The 14,805-nt window shown below is 74.7% G+C and carries 14 protein-coding genes; 3 read left to right on the top strand and 11 right to left on the bottom strand.

Annotated elements, in window-relative coordinates:
• Positions 1–6: 6 nt before the first annotated feature.
• The 5 genes from C1N71_RS09005 to C1N71_RS08980 form a co-directional block, all read right to left on the bottom strand.
• Complete coding sequence (locus tag C1N71_RS09005; protein ID WP_137756083.1) at positions 7–975, bottom strand: NAD-dependent epimerase/dehydratase family protein; 969 nt, start codon at positions 973–975, stop codon at positions 7–9.
• Positions 972–3,926, bottom strand: a complete 2,955-nt coding sequence (locus C1N71_RS08995; protein WP_254677961.1) for an alpha/beta fold hydrolase — start codon at positions 3,924–3,926, stop codon at positions 972–974. The genes C1N71_RS09005 and C1N71_RS08995 overlap by 4 nt, the downstream gene beginning before the upstream one ends.
• Before the next feature lie 34 nt (positions 3,927–3,960).
• Positions 3,961–4,983, bottom strand: coding sequence for a 3-oxoacyl-ACP synthase III (locus C1N71_RS08990; protein WP_368074092.1), 1,023 nt, complete (start codon positions 4,981–4,983; stop codon positions 3,961–3,963).
• A 111-nt stretch (positions 4,984–5,094) separates the two neighbouring features.
• Positions 5,095–5,385 carry a glutaredoxin family protein gene (locus tag C1N71_RS08985; protein WP_254677960.1) on the bottom strand — a complete coding sequence of 97 codons (291 nt, stop codon included), beginning with the start codon at positions 5,383–5,385 and terminating at the stop codon, positions 5,095–5,097.
• A gap of 38 nt (positions 5,386–5,423) precedes the next feature.
• A complete protein-coding gene (locus tag C1N71_RS08980; RefSeq protein ID WP_137756081.1) occupies positions 5,424–5,777 on the bottom strand; it encodes a DUF6804 family protein in 354 nt (117 codons plus the stop codon).
• Positions 5,778–5,864: 87 nt separating this feature from the next.
• Here C1N71_RS08980 and C1N71_RS08975 point away from each other — a divergent pair, with 87 nt between their 5' ends.
• Together C1N71_RS08975 and C1N71_RS08970 are read left to right on the top strand one after the other, a co-directional pair.
• Positions 5,865–6,326, top strand: coding sequence for a GNAT family N-acetyltransferase (locus C1N71_RS08975; RefSeq protein ID WP_137756080.1), 462 nt, complete (start codon positions 5,865–5,867; stop codon positions 6,324–6,326).
• Positions 6,327–6,496: 170 nt separating this feature from the next.
• Complete coding sequence (locus C1N71_RS08970; protein ID WP_137756079.1) at positions 6,497–7,111, top strand: TetR/AcrR family transcriptional regulator; 615 nt, start codon at positions 6,497–6,499, stop codon at positions 7,109–7,111.
• Positions 7,112–7,174: 63 nt separating this feature from the next.
• Here the strand turns inward: C1N71_RS08970 and C1N71_RS08965 are convergent, their stop codons facing one another.
• Together C1N71_RS08965 and C1N71_RS08960 are read right to left on the bottom strand one after the other, a co-directional pair.
• Entirely contained in the window at positions 7,175–7,828 is a 654-nt protein-coding gene (locus C1N71_RS08965) for a 5'-nucleotidase C-terminal domain-containing protein (RefSeq protein ID WP_254678158.1), read from the bottom strand.
• 90 nt (positions 7,829–7,918) lie between these two features.
• Positions 7,919–8,479, bottom strand: a complete 561-nt coding sequence (locus tag C1N71_RS08960; RefSeq protein ID WP_137756077.1) for a helix-turn-helix domain-containing protein — start codon at positions 8,477–8,479, stop codon at positions 7,919–7,921.
• Between the two features lie 83 nt (positions 8,480–8,562).
• On the opposite strand from C1N71_RS08960, the gene C1N71_RS08955 reads away from it, so the two are divergent.
• Positions 8,563–10,128, top strand: coding sequence for an FAD-dependent oxidoreductase (locus C1N71_RS08955; protein ID WP_137756076.1), 1,566 nt, complete (start codon positions 8,563–8,565; stop codon positions 10,126–10,128).
• A 76-nt stretch (positions 10,129–10,204) separates the two neighbouring features.
• On the opposite strand, the gene C1N71_RS08950 is transcribed toward C1N71_RS08955, so the two are convergent.
• The 4 genes from C1N71_RS08950 to C1N71_RS08935 form a co-directional block, all read right to left on the bottom strand.
• Positions 10,205–10,408, bottom strand: coding sequence for a cold-shock protein (locus C1N71_RS08950; RefSeq protein ID WP_137756075.1), 204 nt, complete (start codon positions 10,406–10,408; stop codon positions 10,205–10,207).
• A 288-nt stretch (positions 10,409–10,696) separates the two neighbouring features.
• Complete coding sequence (locus C1N71_RS08945; RefSeq protein WP_137756074.1) at positions 10,697–11,548, bottom strand: SDR family NAD(P)-dependent oxidoreductase; 852 nt, start codon at positions 11,546–11,548, stop codon at positions 10,697–10,699.
• On the bottom strand, positions 11,545–12,270 hold the full coding sequence (locus C1N71_RS08940) for a response regulator (RefSeq protein WP_137756073.1): 726 nt from the start codon (positions 12,268–12,270) through the stop codon (positions 11,545–11,547). The genes C1N71_RS08945 and C1N71_RS08940 overlap by 4 nt, the downstream gene beginning before the upstream one ends.
• Positions 12,267–14,804, bottom strand: coding sequence for a sensor histidine kinase (locus tag C1N71_RS08935; protein ID WP_137756072.1), 2,538 nt, complete (start codon positions 14,802–14,804; stop codon positions 12,267–12,269). Before C1N71_RS08935 ends, C1N71_RS08940 begins: the two co-directional genes overlap by 4 nt.
• Position 14,805 lies beyond the last annotated feature (1 nt).

The following is a 14,805-nucleotide window of genomic DNA, read 5'->3' as shown; positions in this document are numbered from 1 at the left end:
CGGCGCTCAGCGCCCGTACGACGCGGCGAGGCGCGCCAGCCCCTCGTCGATCGACACCGACGGCGCCCAGTCGAGCGCCTCGCGCGTCGCGCGCTGGTCGAACCAGTGCGCCGTCGAGAGCTGCTCGGCGAGGAAGCGCGTCATCGGCGGCTCGTCCTCGCCCGGACGCACCTCCCACACGCGCTCGACGAGCGCGCCCGCGGCACGGCCCACGCCGGCGGGGATGCTCCACCGCGGCACGCGCACGCCCGCGGCGCGGCAGATGCCCGCCATGAGGTCGCCGACCGGCCGCGGCTCGCCGTTCGTGAGCACGAACGCGCGGCCGTGCGCGACGTCGGCGCGGCGCAGCGCCGCGGCGATGCCGGAGGCGGCGTTGTCGACGTACGTCGAGTCGACGAGCGCCGTCCCGCCGTTCAGCAGCGGCAGGCGACCACGCCGGGCGCGATCGACGATGCGCTCGGTGAGCTGCGCGTCCCCGGGCCCCCACACGAGGTGCGGGCGCACGGCGACGACGGGCATCGCGGCGGAGTCGCGGCCGAGCGCGAGCAGCTCCGCCTCTGCCTTCGTGCGTGCGTAGTCGCCGCGCGCGTGCTCCGGCGAGGCCGGCTCGGCGCCGACGCCGACGAGCGCCGACCCCGCGTGGGCGACCGACGGCGAGGAGACCTGCACGAAGCGCTGCACGCCCTCCGCCTGCGCCGCGTCGAGCAGCGTGCGCGTGCCCTCGACGTTCACGGCGCGGAACTCGGCCGGATCGCCGGCGAGCGAGACCTTCGCCGCGAGGTGCACGACGGCGTCGACGCCGTCGATCGCGCGTGCGATCGCAGCCGCATCGGCGACCGTGCCGAGCACGTCGGATGCGCCGGTCACGCCCGAGGGGCGGCGCTGCAGCGTGCGCACGGCGTGGCCCTCGGCGACGAGCGCCGCGGTGACGGCGCGGCCGAGGAAGCCGGACGCTCCGGTGACGAGCACCGTCACGGCGCCCCCGCCCGCTCGCCCGCGAGCAGCCGATCCGCCCACGCCGACAGGCGCGCGCGGTCGATCTTCGAGTTGTGGCGGATGTCCGTGGGCAGCGCGGGCACCACGAGGACCGCGACGAGCGGCAGGCGCGTGCTCGCGCGCACGTGGGCGGCGAGCGCGACGTCGGCGAGGCCGGTAGCGCGCGCGCCCTCGACGGTCTCGACGACCGCGACGGCCTGGTGCAGCCCCCGCGGGCCGACGCCGACGACCGCGGCTCGGCGGACGGCCTCGACGCGCTCGACGTCCTGCTCCGCGCCGACCGGCGCGACAGGGCCGTCGGCGGTCACGAGCACGTGGGGGAGGCGGCCCTCGATCCAGAGATGACCCTCGGCGTCGAGGTGGCCGACGTCGCCCGTGCGGTGCCAGCGGCTGTGGGGATCGGTGGGCTCCTTTCGAGACGCTCGCTGCGCTCGCTCCTCAAGGAGCGGGTGGGCGGATGCTCGCTCGTCGGGGAGCGGGTGGGCGGATGCTCGCTCGTCGGGGAGCGGGTGGGCGGATGCTCGCTCGTCGGGGAGCGGGTGGGCGGATGCTCGCTCGTCGGGGAGCGGGTGGGCGGAGGCTCCCTCGTCGGGGAGCGGGTGGGCGGAGGCTCGCTCGTCGGTGAGCGGGTGGGCGGAGGCTCGCTCGTCGGTGAGCGGGTGGGCGGAGGCTCGCTCGTCACGGAGGGGGTCGGAGGGCGTGCCGCGCACGGCATCCCGATCGATCAGCGCCAGCCGGTCGTAGCCCTGCTTGAGGTGCGGGGCGGAGACGACGATCTCGCCGAGCACGCCCGGCTCCGCGGAGGGCTCGCCGGAGGCCGACCCGGATGCATCGAGCGCTGCCACGAGCACGCGGTTCGAGCCGATGGGTCGACCGACGCACACGCCCGCGTCCGCCGCCGACGCCGCATCCTCGATGCCCGCGAGCGTCACGTCGGTGACGAGCAGGCACTCCGTCATGCCGTACGGGGTGTGCGGCGTCGCGTTCGGCATGAGCGCCTGCGCGGCCGCGAGCAGCGAGGGCGCGACGGGCGCACCCGTCGACAGGAACGTCTCGACGCGCGCCAGCACGGCGCGGTCGTCGGTGGTGAGCGCGTCGGCGGTCGCGACGACGTTGAGGATGGCGGCGGGCGAGAGGAAGACGATGCGGCCGTCGGATGCGCGCACGGCGGCGGCGACCGCGCTCGCGGTGAGCGTGCGCGGCGACGACACGTCCATGTCGGGCGTCGCCGACCGGGTGCCGAGCGCCGGGCCGAGCAGCGCGAAGGGTGCGAAGCCCGTCACGAGGCCGGTGTCGCGGGTGATCGCGAAGTGCGCCGCCAGCACGTCGCGCAGCGCGGCGAGCTGCCCGTGGCGATAGACGACGCCCTTCGCAGGCCCCGTGGAGCCGGAGGTGAAGAGGATCGCAGCCTCGTCGTCGGCGCCCGGCGGCTCGGGCAGCGGGGCATCCGCGCCGACCGCGGCCACCTCGCCGAGGCTGCGCTCGACGCCGAGGGCGGCGCGGGCGGCAGCCGGGAGGCGACGGGCGGAGATGCGCATGCCCGGCCAGCCGAGCGCGCGGGCCGCGGCGAGGCCCGGCGTCTCGCCGATGATGACGTCGGGCCAGGCGCCGCGCACGGCGCGGGTGAGCCCGCGCACGCCCAGGCCGGCGTCGGCGACGACCACGACCGCGCCGATGCGCAGGCATGCGTAGAGCGCGGCCGTCAGCGTCGGTCCAGGGGGCACGAGCAGCGACACGCGATCGCCGCGCCGCACGCCCAGGCGCGACAGGCCCGCCGCGATGCCGCGGACGCGCTCGCCGAGCCGCCGCCACGAGACCTCGCGAGGCGGCTGCCCCGCCCGCACGGCCATGTCGACGACGGCGACGTCGTCGTCGTCCGCGCGCGCGTCGAGCCCGGCCCAGATCGGCACGAACGCGGGCGCATCCGGCACCGGCTCGTCCGCGGCCGCGCCGTCCGCGGTCCGCACCTCGCCGTCCGGCAGCCGCTCGCCGAGCCACGTCAGGACGGCGTCGGCGTAGGGGCGCTCCTCGGCCACGAGGTGTCCGGCACCCTCGAATCGGTGCACGTCGGCGTGCGGCAGGCGGTCGACGAGGTCGTCGAGGTAGCGGTCGCCGAAGATCGGGTCGCGCGGACCCCACAGCATGAGCGCGGGCACCGTGAGCGCCGCGACGCCCGCGGCGATGCGGTCGAGCTCCGCCCGCGACGCGTGCCGCTCGTCCGCGGGGATGTCGGCGACGAAGCCGCCGATGCCGCCGCGGCGAGCCGCCGTCGCGTACGGCGCGCGATACGCGGCGCGCACGTCGGGCGCCAGGGCGGGTGAGGCGAGCGCGAGCGTCGTGTCGAGGAACGCGGTCGTGCGCACCGTCGAGGCGGCGAGCATCCCGCGCGCGCTCGCGAGGCGCAGGGGCGCGGGGATGGGCACGCCGGCCGGGTGATGGATCGCGGTGTTCAGCAGCGCGAGGCCCGCGAGAGACTCCGGGTGGTCGACCGCCCAGCCCATCGAGACGACGCCGCCCCAGTCGTGACCGATGGTGACGACGGGACCTGCGAGCCCGATCGCGTCGGTGAACGCTGCGAGGTCGGCGACGCGCTGCGCGAGCGGCCGGTGCACGCCCGTCCGCTCCGACCAGCCCATGTCGAGCTGGTCGACGGCGACGACGCGCCACGCGGGTGCGCCGCCCTGCGCCGCGGCGACGGTCGATGCCGCGAGCGACCGCCACAGGTACGACCACGTCGGGTTGCCGTGCACGGCGAGGATCGTGCCGACGATCGGCGCGCGCGCCTCCTCGAGCACCGCCGCCGTGTCGAGGCAGTGCCAGCCGCGCACGACGCCGGCGTCGAGTCCGCGCCCGTCGACCTCCACGATGCGGCTCCAGCGCGGGTCGAGCCCGGGCAGCCCGGCAGGGGGATGCGCGGCGGGCGCCGTCATGCGGTCGGCGTCCTCGCGTCGTCGGCGGGCACGATCACCACGCGAGTTCGAGCATCGCGGTGTTGAGCCCCGAGCCGACGCCCATGAGCAGCACGCGATCGCCCTTGCCGAGGCTCGCCTGCTGCTGGTCGAGCGTGATGGGGATGGATGCCGGGCCGACGTTGCCGAGCTCCGGGTACGTCACGGGCACGCGGTCGCGGTCGAGCGACGCCGCCTTGACGATCGCGTTCGTGTGCACCGAGGAGACCTGATGGGTGATGTAGCGATCCATCGTGGCCCAGTCCCACTCGGGCGACGCCTCCTTCCACGCGGAGACGACGAGGTCGAGCCCGCCCTTCAGCAGCGCCTTCGCATCCGTGAACATGCCGTCGACGCTGCCGACGCACAGGTCGTGGAACTGCGTCGCGGCCCGCGTGACGCCGCCGACGATGCGGTGGCCCTCGGGGTGCTCGTCGCTGCGCCCGATGACCGCGGCGGCCGAGCCCGAGCCGAGGGTGAGCGAGGCGAACTCGCTCATGAACGCCTCGCGGTCGCCGTCGGCGGTGAGCAGGCGCTCGATGGTGTTCGTCTGGATCTCGTCGGCGTCCTCGCCGTTCACGACGATCGCGTAGCGCACCTGCCCGGCATCGACGAGGCTCGCGGCGAGGCTCATGCCGTTCACGAATCCGAGGCATGCGTTGGCGACGTCGAAGTTGATCGCCGACGACGGCAGACCGAGGCCGTGGTGCAGCCGCACGGCGACGGACGGCTCGAGGTGCTTGCGCGTCACGGAGGTGTTGACGAGCAGTCCCACCTCGCTCGCGTCGACGCCCGCCTGCGCGAGGGCACGACGCCCCGCGTCGATCGTCGCCTCGTCGGTCGACTCGCCCTCCGCCCAGTTGCGACGCTCGAGCACCCCGGCGACGCGGCGCAGCATGCCCTTGCGCAGTCGCAGTCGCCGCAGCGCGGGCGCGAGCCGCTCCTCGATGTCGTCGGACGAGGTCACCCTGCTCGGCAGGGTGCTCGCGACCGAGAGCAGGGATGCATTCGCGAAACGCGTGGTGGCGTTGCCGGCCACTGGACCTCCGTCGCATGGGCCCGATGGGCCCGCATGGTCAGAAGCCACCATGCTACGCCCGTGCATGCAGTCCTCGAACGGCATACGTCGCAGGCGAACGGTGGCTCGGCATCAGCGCACGAGCGCCCGCTCGGCGGCGACGAGCACCTGCGGCACCGTCGGCACGCCCGCGGCGCGCAGGACCTCACGCCCGTCGGACGACCGCACGACGACGGTGGGGGATCGCACGATGCCGTGCGCCTCGCCCAGCTCGGGCTCGAGGGCGAGGTCGTGCTCGACGACCGCCGCACCCGGCACGAGGCTCGCCGCACGATCGAGCATCGCGCGGGTCTGCCTGCACGCGCCGCAGAACGACGTCGAGAACAGCTCCAGCAGCACGCCCTCGTCCGCTCGCTCGTCCATGCGAGGTGCAACCGCGTCGCGAGGTGGGCGATTCCGCGTCAGTCCTCGACGCGCTCCTTCACGAGCGCGCCGATCGTGAGGAAGAGGAGGCCCGCGGCGACGTGCGCGCCGATCCACCACGGCCCCTCCATGGGGAAGGGGTAGAGGGGGTTCCACGCGACGGCCATCGCGACGAGGAACGGGATCCACCACCACTGGCCGGCTCGGCCGGCGAACACGGCGACGATGAGCGCGAGGATCGCCACCGCGAAGAGCACGACGACGTGGATGCCCTGGCCGAGCAGCGCGGGCCCGACGAACGCCGCGACGGCGCCGAGGATGCCCGGCGCGAGCGCGTTCCGCTGGAATCGGGGCTGCGCCTCACGTGCACGGTTCGATCGCGACGACGGCATGGCGCTCCTGAGGGTGCGGACGGGACGCGCCCATCCTCCCATCCGACCCGAGCGCCGTCGCGGCCGACGCGGGGCTATCGTCGAGCCATGGCGGGCGAGGATGCGCGGGTCGCGACGGTCGTGGATGCGCGGGACGTCGCGCGCCTCCTGCATGACTTCAACGTCGAGTTCGCGACCCCGACGCCGCGGGCGGAGGTGCTCGCCGAGCGGCTCGCCACCCTGCTGACGCGCGACGACGCCTTCGCGATCGTCGCGGGCTCGCCGCCGACCGCGGTCGCGCTCGTCACGCTGCGGCCCAACGTGTGGGCGGGCACGGTCGCGCTGCTCGACGAGCTCTACGTCGAGCCGCATGCGCGGAGCGCGGGGATCGGGGCCGCGGTGCTCGAGGCCGTCGCGGCCGAGGCTGCGCGTCGCGGCGCCACGGAGCTCGAGGTCGAGGTCGACGAGCCCGACGTCGACGCGCAGCGCTTCTACGACCGCCACGGCCTGCCGCTCGCCGACGCCGAGACGGGCGATCGCGCGTTCGTGGCGCGCAGAGCGCTGCCGTAGGGGACGCGGCGCGTCCCCCGAAGCGTGACGCCGGCGTCCTGCGGTGCCACGATCGTCGCGTGATCGACGACGACGCCCTCCGACGCATCGGGGTACAGATTCCGAGGAAGCCGTCACACGAGGCATCCTCGTCACGTCTCGGTGACGGAGGTATCACCGTGACACGAACCATGACCATGCCGTCCGCCGCCGCGACGGCGCCACGAGCGCCGCAGACCGCCGTCGCCGCACGCCGCGTCGCGCAGATCGTCGACGCCGCCGCACGCATCGTCGACGAGCGCGGCGCGGAGCGGCTCACGACCGCCGCGATCGCGCAGGAGACCGGCCTCGCCATCGGCAGCGTCTACCGCTACTTCCCGGATCGCGTCGCGATCCTCGTCGAGCTCGGCAGGCGCAGCCGCGAGCGGCTCCACGCCCGCCTCGCCACCGCGTTCGAGATCCGGCAGCCGACGCTCGAGCAGGCGATCGATGCCTTCGTCGACGTCGTCGCGCAGCACTACCGCACCGAGCCCTCCGTGCGCTCGATCGGCATGGGCGACCGCGTCGACCTCGGACCGCAGCGCGAGCGCGTCCAGTGGACCGAGATCGCAGCCCCCGTGGTCGACGCGTTCGAGCGCGACCATCACGTGCCGCACGCGCTCGCGGCCGTCGCGATCGACACCGCGGGACCGATGGTGGATGCGCTCGTCGAGCTCGGCTTCCGCGGGCTCGAGTCGGGGGAGCCGTCGTTCCTGCAGCATGCGCGTCTGGTCGCGCGCGGCTGCATCCGCCGCACGATCGGCTGAGCGCACGGACGAGGCACGGCACACGGGCCCGGCGCGACGCGCCGGGCCCCTGCGCGTCGGCGATCAGCACCGACGGGTGCGACGCGCGAGGAGCAGCGCGCCCGCGAGCAGCGCGAGCGTCGCGACGAGCGCGGCCCCCAGCGGGCCCTCGGCGCCCGTCTGCGGCAGCGACCCGCTGCCGCCCGCGCCGGGCGCGACCGCGTCGCCACCGCCGGCGCCATCCGTCGGCGCGGGCGTCGACGGTCCGGGCTCGCTCGGCTCGGGGTCGACCGGCGGGTCGGTGGGCGCGACCTGCGCGTCGGTCGTGAGCGACCAGTTCGGCGTGAAGAACTCGGATGCGTCGATGACGCCTCGCTCGCTCGCCCAGTCGATGAGCAGCTGACGGATCTCGAGCCGCTCGTCGTACACGACGGGCGCGGAGGCGACGTGCGGGTACGCCCCGCCGCCCGACTGCCGGTAGTTGTTCACGGCCATGACGAAGACGTCGTGGTCGCCCACGGCCGAGCCGTCCGGGTAGTTCAGGGTCGCGATGCGCGATCCGACGGGCTGCGACACGTCGATGACGTCGTCGAGGCCCGCGATGACGTCGTAGTTGTAGTCCGGCACGCCCTCGGGGCGATCGGGGTAGGCGGCGTTCGTGCCGGTGGCGGGGTCGAACGTCGCGCCGACCTCGGTCTGCACGAAGTAGCGGGCCGAGAACTCGAGGTAGTCGCGCAGCTGCGCGCCCGTGAGCTCGACGCCCGTCAGCGTGTTCTCGCGACATGTCGGGCCGATGAACGCGCATCGATCCGGCGTGTCGTCGCCCGCTCAACCGACGGGCGCTGCCGTGTGCGTCTGCATGCGCGCTCCGGTCTCGTCGAAGATGCTCAGCACCTCGACGGGCCGCGAGCCGACGGCCGAGAGGGAGTGCGGCACCGACGTGTCGAACTCGGCGGCCTCGCCGCGCGTCAGCACGAGCTCGCGGTCGCCGAGCACGAGCCGCAGCCTGCCCGAGAGCACGTACAACCACTCGTAGCCCTCGTGCACGCGGGGCTCGCCGCGCTCGTGCTCGGGCAGGAACGTGACCTTGAGAGCCTGCACCTTCGATCGCTCCCGCGACAGCGGTGCGACGACCATCCCGTCGCGGTGCACGACGGGCCTTCGCACGCGCGGGTCCGGCTGCTCGCGCACGAGCAGGTCGTCGACGCGGATGCCGAGCTCCGTCGTGAGCGGCAGCAGCAGCTCGAGGGATGCCTGCCGCTTGCCGGACTCGAGCCGCGAGAGCGTGCTCGGGGACATGCGGGCTCGCCCGGCGAGCTCGTCGAGCGTCCACCCGCGCGCCTGCCGAGCGGCGCGCAGTCGCGGACCGACCTGCTCCAGAGCGCCCATCGCGACGCCTCCTCACGATCGTGCCTTGCCGATCCGGCAAGAACGCTTGCCATCCTCTCATGGCGAGGCCGATGGTGGACGACATGGAACGCTACGACGCCATCGTCATCGGCGGCGGGGCCGCCGGCCTCTCCGCCGCCCTCATGCTCGGCCGCGCTCGCCGCCGCACGCTCGTGCTCGATGCGGGCAGCCCCCGCAACCGCTTCGCCGCGCACATGCACGGCGTGCTCGGCCACGACGGCATCGATCCGGCCGAGCTGCTGCACCGCGGTCGGGAGGAGGTCGGGGAGTACGGCGTCGAGGTCCGCACCGCCGAGGCCCTGCGCGTCGACGAGGACGGCGAGGACCTCGTCGTCGTGCTCGACGACGGCACGCGGATCGCAACGCGCGGCGTCGTCCTCGCCACGGGCGTGACCGACGCGCTGCCGCGGATCCCCGGCCTCGCCGAGCGCTGGGGCTCGACCGTGCTGCACTGCCCCTACTGCCACGGCTGGGAGGTGCGCGACCGCACGATCGGCGTGCTCGCCACGAGCAGTGCGAGCGTGCATCAGATCGAGCTGCTGCGGCAGTGGAGCGACGACGTCGTCGCGTTCGTGCACGCCGCCGGCCCCCTGCCGCACGAGGTGCGCGAGCGCATGCTCGCCCGCGGCATCCGGCTCGTGGAGGCGGAGGTCGCCGAGGTCGTCGGCGAGGGCACCGCGATCGACCACGTCCGCACCGTCGACGGCGTCGCGCACCCGCTCGACGCGATCTTCACGGCCGGCACCCTCGTGCCGCACGACGCCGCGGTCGCCCATCTGGGCCTCGCGCGGCAGGAGGGCCAGGCGAGCGTGCTCGCGGTGGACGGCATGGGTGCGACGAGCCATCCGCGGATCGTCGCCGCCGGCAACGTCGTCGTGCCCTTCGGCAACGTGCCGCTCGCGATGGGGGCGGGCGCCATGGCCGGCGCGGGCCTCAACGCCCTGCTCGTCGCAGCGGACGCGCGCGCGGCGGTGGCGGCGCAGGGCGATGCGGATGCGCCCTCGCCCGACGCGGATCCCGCCGCGTACTGGGAGCGGCGCTACACGCAGCGACGCCACTGGTCGCGGCACGCGAACGACGCGCTCGTCGAGGTCGTCGGCGGCCTGCCGCCTGGGCGTGCGCTCGACGTCGGCGCCGGCGAGGGCGGCGACGTGGTCTGGCTCGCCAAGCAGGGCTGGCACGCGACGGGCGTCGACATCGCGCCGAGCGCCGCCGAGCGCGCCCGGCGTGCGGCCGAGCGCGCCGGCGTCTCCGACCGGGTGCGCGCGATCGCGGCGGATCTCGCGACATGGGACGACGACGGCGAGCTCGATCTCGTGACGGCGAGCTTCCTGCAGTCGCCCGTCCGCCTCGATCGCGGTGCGATCGTGCGCAGGCACGCCGCGCGCGTCGTGCCCGGAGGGCACGTGCTCGTCGTCGCCCACGCCGCGCCGCCGTCCTGGACCTCGGCAGCCGAGCACGCGGGACACGCCGACCTGCCCCAGCCGGACGACATCGTCGACGAGCTCGCGCTCGGCGACGACTGGGCTGTCGAGGTCGCCGAGCTGCGCACGCGCGCCGTGACGGCGCCGGATGGCAGCGATGCGACGCTCGACGACGCCGTCGTGCTGCTCCGCCGCGTCGCCTGAGCCCCGACCGAGGCGTGAGACGGCGACGGGCCCGCATCCCCGGAGGGATTCGGGCCCGTCGTGGTGGGGCGTCGACTCAGAGACCGCGGATGTTCGTCGCCTGCGGGCCGCGCTGGCCCTGCTCGACGTCGAACTCGACGGCCTGGCCGTCGAACAGGTCACGACGACCCGAGCCCTGGATGGCGCTGAAGTGCGCGAAGAGGTCGGCCGAGCCGTCCTCCGGAGCGATGAAGCCGAAGCCCTTGTCGGAGCTGAACCACTTGACGGTGCCCTTGGCCATGACGGTGTTCCTAACTGTCGGGGTCGGCGGTCGCCGACCCGGTGTGCGCAGCGAAGCATTCGATGCGTCTGCGACGGTCGTGCGGGATGCACGCCGTGCGCGTTCTGGCGGCGAGCGCGCGAGGCGCGTGCCGGATGGGAGGTGGAGCGTCGAGCGTCGCGGGAGATGAACAGCGACAGTCAATCGACGCCGCCGGCGCGAACCCGGCGGATGACCCTCGTGGCGGACCGAGGATGCGGTCCGTGTCCACAGCCTACGGGTTCTCGCGCTCGAGCGCGACCCATCCGCTCAGCGCGGCGGCAATCCGACCGCGGCGGCGCTCGCACGCCACACGGCGTCGATCAGCGCGACGTCGTGGCTCGCGCGCGACGCGCGACCCACGCGACGGCCGTCGTAGTAGCCGCCGCTCGTCCATGTCGTCATCGGCGTCCACTCGGCGCCGGGCGTGCCGGCGGCCAGCATCGCGAGCGTCTCGCCCGCGTGCTCGTCGGTCGTGAGGAGGCGCCGCGCCACCCCGCGGTAGACGAGGCGCAGCAGGCTCGTCGAGCCCGAGCCGAACGACGTCGCGACGACGCCCGGGTGCAGCGCGACGGCGTGCAGATCCGGCATGTGCGCGGCGATGCCCCGCACCATGAGCACGTTCGCGAGCTTCGCGTTCGCGTACGCCCGCGCGGGGGAGTAGCCGCGGCGCAGCGACAGGTCGGCGCCCGCCGCCGCGACGGGGATGCGGCCTGCATGATGCGCGGCGCTCGCGGTCTGGACGACGAGCCCCGCACCCTCGCGCAGCGCGTCGGCGAGCAGGTGCACGAGCAGGAAGGGCGCGAGGTGGTTCACCTGCATCGTCGCCTCGTTGCCGTCCTCGGTGAGCGCGCGCCGACCGAGGATGCCGCCGGCGTTGCTCACGAGCACGTCGAGCCGGCCGTCGGTCGCCGCGAGCACGTCCGCGGCGAGCGCACGCACCTCGCCGAGCCGCGCGAGGTCGGCGACGAAGGCATCGCCGCCGACGTCCGACGCGACGTGCTGCGTCCGCGTGCGGTCACGGCCGGCGACGAGCACGCGGTGCCCGTCCTCGGCGAGGCGCCTGGCCGCGACGGCGCCGATGCCGTCGGAGGCGCCGGTCACGAGGATGGTGCGGGTCACCCTGCCGAGGCTCCCGCATCCCCACCGTCCGCGTCCACCTCCGTCGGCGTGCCGGGCTCGAACCGATAGCCCATGCCGGCCTCGGTGAGCAGGTGCCTGGGATGCGCGGGCTCGGGCTCGAGCTTCTTGCGCAGCTGGGAGACGTACAGCCGCAGGTAGCCCGTGTCACGCACGTGATGCGTGCCCCACACCTCCTGCAGCAGCGCCTGCCGCGTCACGAGCCGCGAGGGGCTGCGCAGCAGCATGCCGAGCATCTGCCACTCGGTGGGCGTGAGGCGCACCGGCTCGCCGCCCTTCGTCACGGTGCGGGCCGCGAGGTCGACCCGCACGTCGGCGAAGCGCACGACAGGATCCTCCTCCTGCACGGGGATGCGGCGCGTGAGCGCGCGGATGCGTGCGAGCAGCTCGTCGATCTGGAAGGGCTTCGTGACGTAGTCGTCGGCGCCGGCGTCGAGCGCCTCGACCTTGTCGGCCGCGCCCGTGCGGCCGGACACCACGAGGATCGGCGTCGCCGACCAGCCGCGGATCGCCTCGATGACCTCGACGCCGTCGAGCCGGGGCATGCCGAGGTCGAGCATCACGAGGTCGGGATGCTCGTCGATCGCGACCCGCACGGCCTCCGCGCCGTCGGCCGCGGTGATGACGTCGTAGCCCTTCGCCCCGAGGGTGATGCGCAGCGCGCGCAGCAGCTGCGGGTCGTCGTCGGCGATGAGCACCTTCATGAGGCGCTCCGTCCGGTCGCGGGTGCAGCGCCGGCGCGGTCGTCCGCGGGTGCGCCAGGAGCCTCGTCCGGATCGACGGCGGCGAGCGTCACGACCATCGTCAGCCCACCGCCCGGGGTGTCCTCCGCGACGAGCGTGCCGCCCATCCCCTCGACGAAGCCGCGGGCGAGCGCGAGGCCGAGCCCGAGCCCCGTCGTGTTGTCGGTGTCGCCGAGCCGCTGGAAGGGCACGAACACGTCGTCGCGTCGCTCGGGCGGGATGCCGGGGCCATGGTCGACGACGCGCAGCTCGACGCGGCCGGCGAAGGCGCTCGTCGCGACGCGCACGCGCGAGCCCGACGGCGCGTGCCGCTTCGCGTTCGCGACGAGGTTCACGACGACGCGCTGCAGCAGCACGGGGTCCGCGACGACGTCGGTCGCGTCGCCGAGGTCGAGCTCGACGTCGCCCGGACCGAGCGAGAGCTCCTCGAGCGCGGGCAGCACGACGTCGGCCGGGTCGACGCGCGTCGGCGACACGGCGAGGACGCCCGCCTGCACGCGCGAGACGTCGAGCAGGTCGGTGATGAGGGCTGCGAGCGCGTCGAGCGACTCCTCGGCGGTCGCGAGCAGCTCGGCGCGGTCCTGCTCGCCGAGCCGCGCCCCGGCGGTGCGCAGTCCTCCGACCGCCGCCGCGGCTGCTGCGAGCGGACGCCGGAGGTCGTGGCTCAGGGCGGCGAGGAGCGCCGTGCGCACCTTGTCGGTCGCGGCGAGCGGCGCGATCTCGCTCGCCGTCTCGACGAGGTCGTCGCGCTCGAGCGTCGCCTCGAGCTGCGCGACGATGACGGCCAGCAGGCGACGCTCGCTCGCGTCGAGGTCGCGGCCGTGGAGCACGAGGGTCGCGTCGGCGCCGACCTGGATGCGCGTCGCCTCCCCGGTCAGGGCACCGGCATGCGCGACCGCGACGCCCTCGTCGACGAGCGCGACCCCGTCGAGCGCGAACGCCTCGCGCGTGCGGTCGACGAGCGCCTGTGCGGCGCCGGTGCCTCGCAGGACGCTGCCGGCGACGGTCGCCAGGAGCTCCGCCTCCGCTGCTGCGCGCCGCGCCGCGCGGGTCTGCCGCGCGGCCCGGTCGACGACGATGCTGACGAGCACCGCGATGACGACGTAGATCACGAGCGCCCACGCCTGCGCCGGATCGGAGATCGTGATCGTGTAGAAGGGGTCGACGAAGAGCACGTTGAGCGTGAGGCCGCTCATCACCGCGGCGAAGACGGCTGGCCAGAGGCCGCCGACGAGCGCGACGACGACCACGAGCAGCTGGAACGCGAGCACGTCGGCCGTGATCGAGTCCGGGCTGCGGAACGCCCACAGCCCCCACGTGAGCAGCGGCCCCGCCGTGAGCGCCACCACGAGGCCCGCGATCCGTCGTCGGACGGAGAGCGCGCCCCCGAGCCGGGGCAGGCTCAGCCTGCCTCCCGCGGCGGCGTGCGTCACGACGTGCACGTCGATCGTCCCCGCCTTCGCGATGACGGTCTGGCCGATGCCGGGTCCGGTGAGCGCCGACTGCAGCCTGCTCCTGCGTGATGCGCCGATCACGAGCTGCGTGGCGTTGACCGCCTTCGCGAAGGCGACGAGCGTCTCTGGCACGTCGTCGCCGACGACCTGGTGGTAGGAGCCGCCGAGCTCCTCGACGAGCGCCCGCTGGCGCGCGAGCGCGTCGGGGTCCCCGGAGCGCAGGCCGTCCTGCTGCGTGACGTGGACGGCGAGCAGCTCGCCGCCGGAGGATCGGGCGGCGATGCGCGCGCCGCGCCGCAGCAGCGTCTCGCCCTCGGGGCCGCCGGTCAGCGTCACGACGACGCGCTCACGAGCCTCCCAGGGAGTGTCGATGCCCTGCTCGGCGCGATAGCGCTGCAGCGCCTGGTCGACCTCGTCGGCGAGCCACAGCAGCGCGAGCTCGCGCAGCGCCGTCAGGTTGCCGAGCCGGAAGTAGTTCGAGAGGGCGGCGTCGATCCGCTCGGCCGGGTAGACGCGCCCGCCCGCGAGCCGGTCCCGCAGCGCCTGCGGCGAGAGGTCGACGACCTCGACGGTGTCGGCCGCGCGCAGCACATGGTCGGGGATCGTCTCGCGCTGCACGATGCCCGTGATGCGCTGGACGACGTCGTGGAGCGACTCGATGTGCTGGATGTTGACGGTCGAGATGACGTCGATCCCACCCTCGAGCAGCGCATGCACGTCCTGCCAGCGCTTCTCGTACTGCGAACCCGGGGCGTTGGTGTGCGCGAGCTCGTCGACGAGCGCGACGTCCGGGTGGCGCTCGAGCACGGCGTCCAGATCCATCTCGTCCAGCGTCATGCCGCGATGCTCGACGGCCCGGCGCGGCACCACCTCGAGCCCCTCGATCATCGCCGCGGTCGCAGCGCGACCGTGCGTCTCGACGAGTGCCACGACGACGTCGAGCCCCTCGCGGCCGAGCCTCGCGCCCTCCTCGAGCATCGCGTAGGTCTTGCCTACGCCGGGAGCGGCGCCCAGCAGCACGCGAAGCCGCCCCCGTGCCATG

Source organism: Agrococcus sp. SGAir0287, from assembly GCF_005484985.1.
Taxonomy (GTDB): domain Bacteria; phylum Actinomycetota; class Actinomycetes; order Actinomycetales; family Microbacteriaceae; genus Agrococcus.
This window is presented reverse-complemented; position numbering and strand designations above follow the sequence as displayed.

What these genes read in the sequence shown, in the direction of transcription:
- C1N71_RS08940 (WP_137756073.1), bottom strand. Translation starts at nt 12,270, where the DNA reads ATGAAGGTGCTCATCGCCGACGACGACCCGCAGCTGCTGCGCGCGCTG.
- C1N71_RS08970 (WP_137756079.1), top strand. Translation starts at nt 6,497, where the DNA reads ATGACCATGCCGTCCGCCGCCGCGACGGCGCCACGAGCGCCGCAGACC.
- C1N71_RS08985 (WP_254677960.1), bottom strand. Translation starts at nt 5,385, where the DNA reads ATGGACGAGCGAGCGGACGAGGGCGTGCTGCTGGAGCTGTTCTCGACG.
- C1N71_RS08980 (WP_137756081.1), bottom strand. Translation starts at nt 5,777, where the DNA reads ATGCCGTCGTCGCGATCGAACCGTGCACGTGAGGCGCAGCCCCGATTC.
- C1N71_RS08960 (WP_137756077.1), bottom strand. Translation starts at nt 8,479, where the DNA reads ATGGGCGCTCTGGAGCAGGTCGGTCCGCGACTGCGCGCCGCTCGGCAG.
- C1N71_RS08955 (WP_137756076.1), top strand. Translation starts at nt 8,563, where the DNA reads ATGGAACGCTACGACGCCATCGTCATCGGCGGCGGGGCCGCCGGCCTC.
- C1N71_RS08975 (WP_137756080.1), top strand. Translation starts at nt 5,865, where the DNA reads ATGGCGGGCGAGGATGCGCGGGTCGCGACGGTCGTGGATGCGCGGGAC.
- C1N71_RS08995 (WP_254677961.1), bottom strand. Translation starts at nt 3,926, where the DNA reads ATGACGGCGCCCGCCGCGCATCCCCCTGCCGGGCTGCCCGGGCTCGAC.
- C1N71_RS08950 (WP_137756075.1), bottom strand. Translation starts at nt 10,408, where the DNA reads ATGGCCAAGGGCACCGTCAAGTGGTTCAGCTCCGACAAGGGCTTCGGC.
- C1N71_RS08935 (WP_137756072.1), bottom strand. Translation starts at nt 14,804, where the DNA reads ATGGCACGGGGGCGGCTTCGCGTGCTGCTGGGCGCCGCTCCCGGCGTA.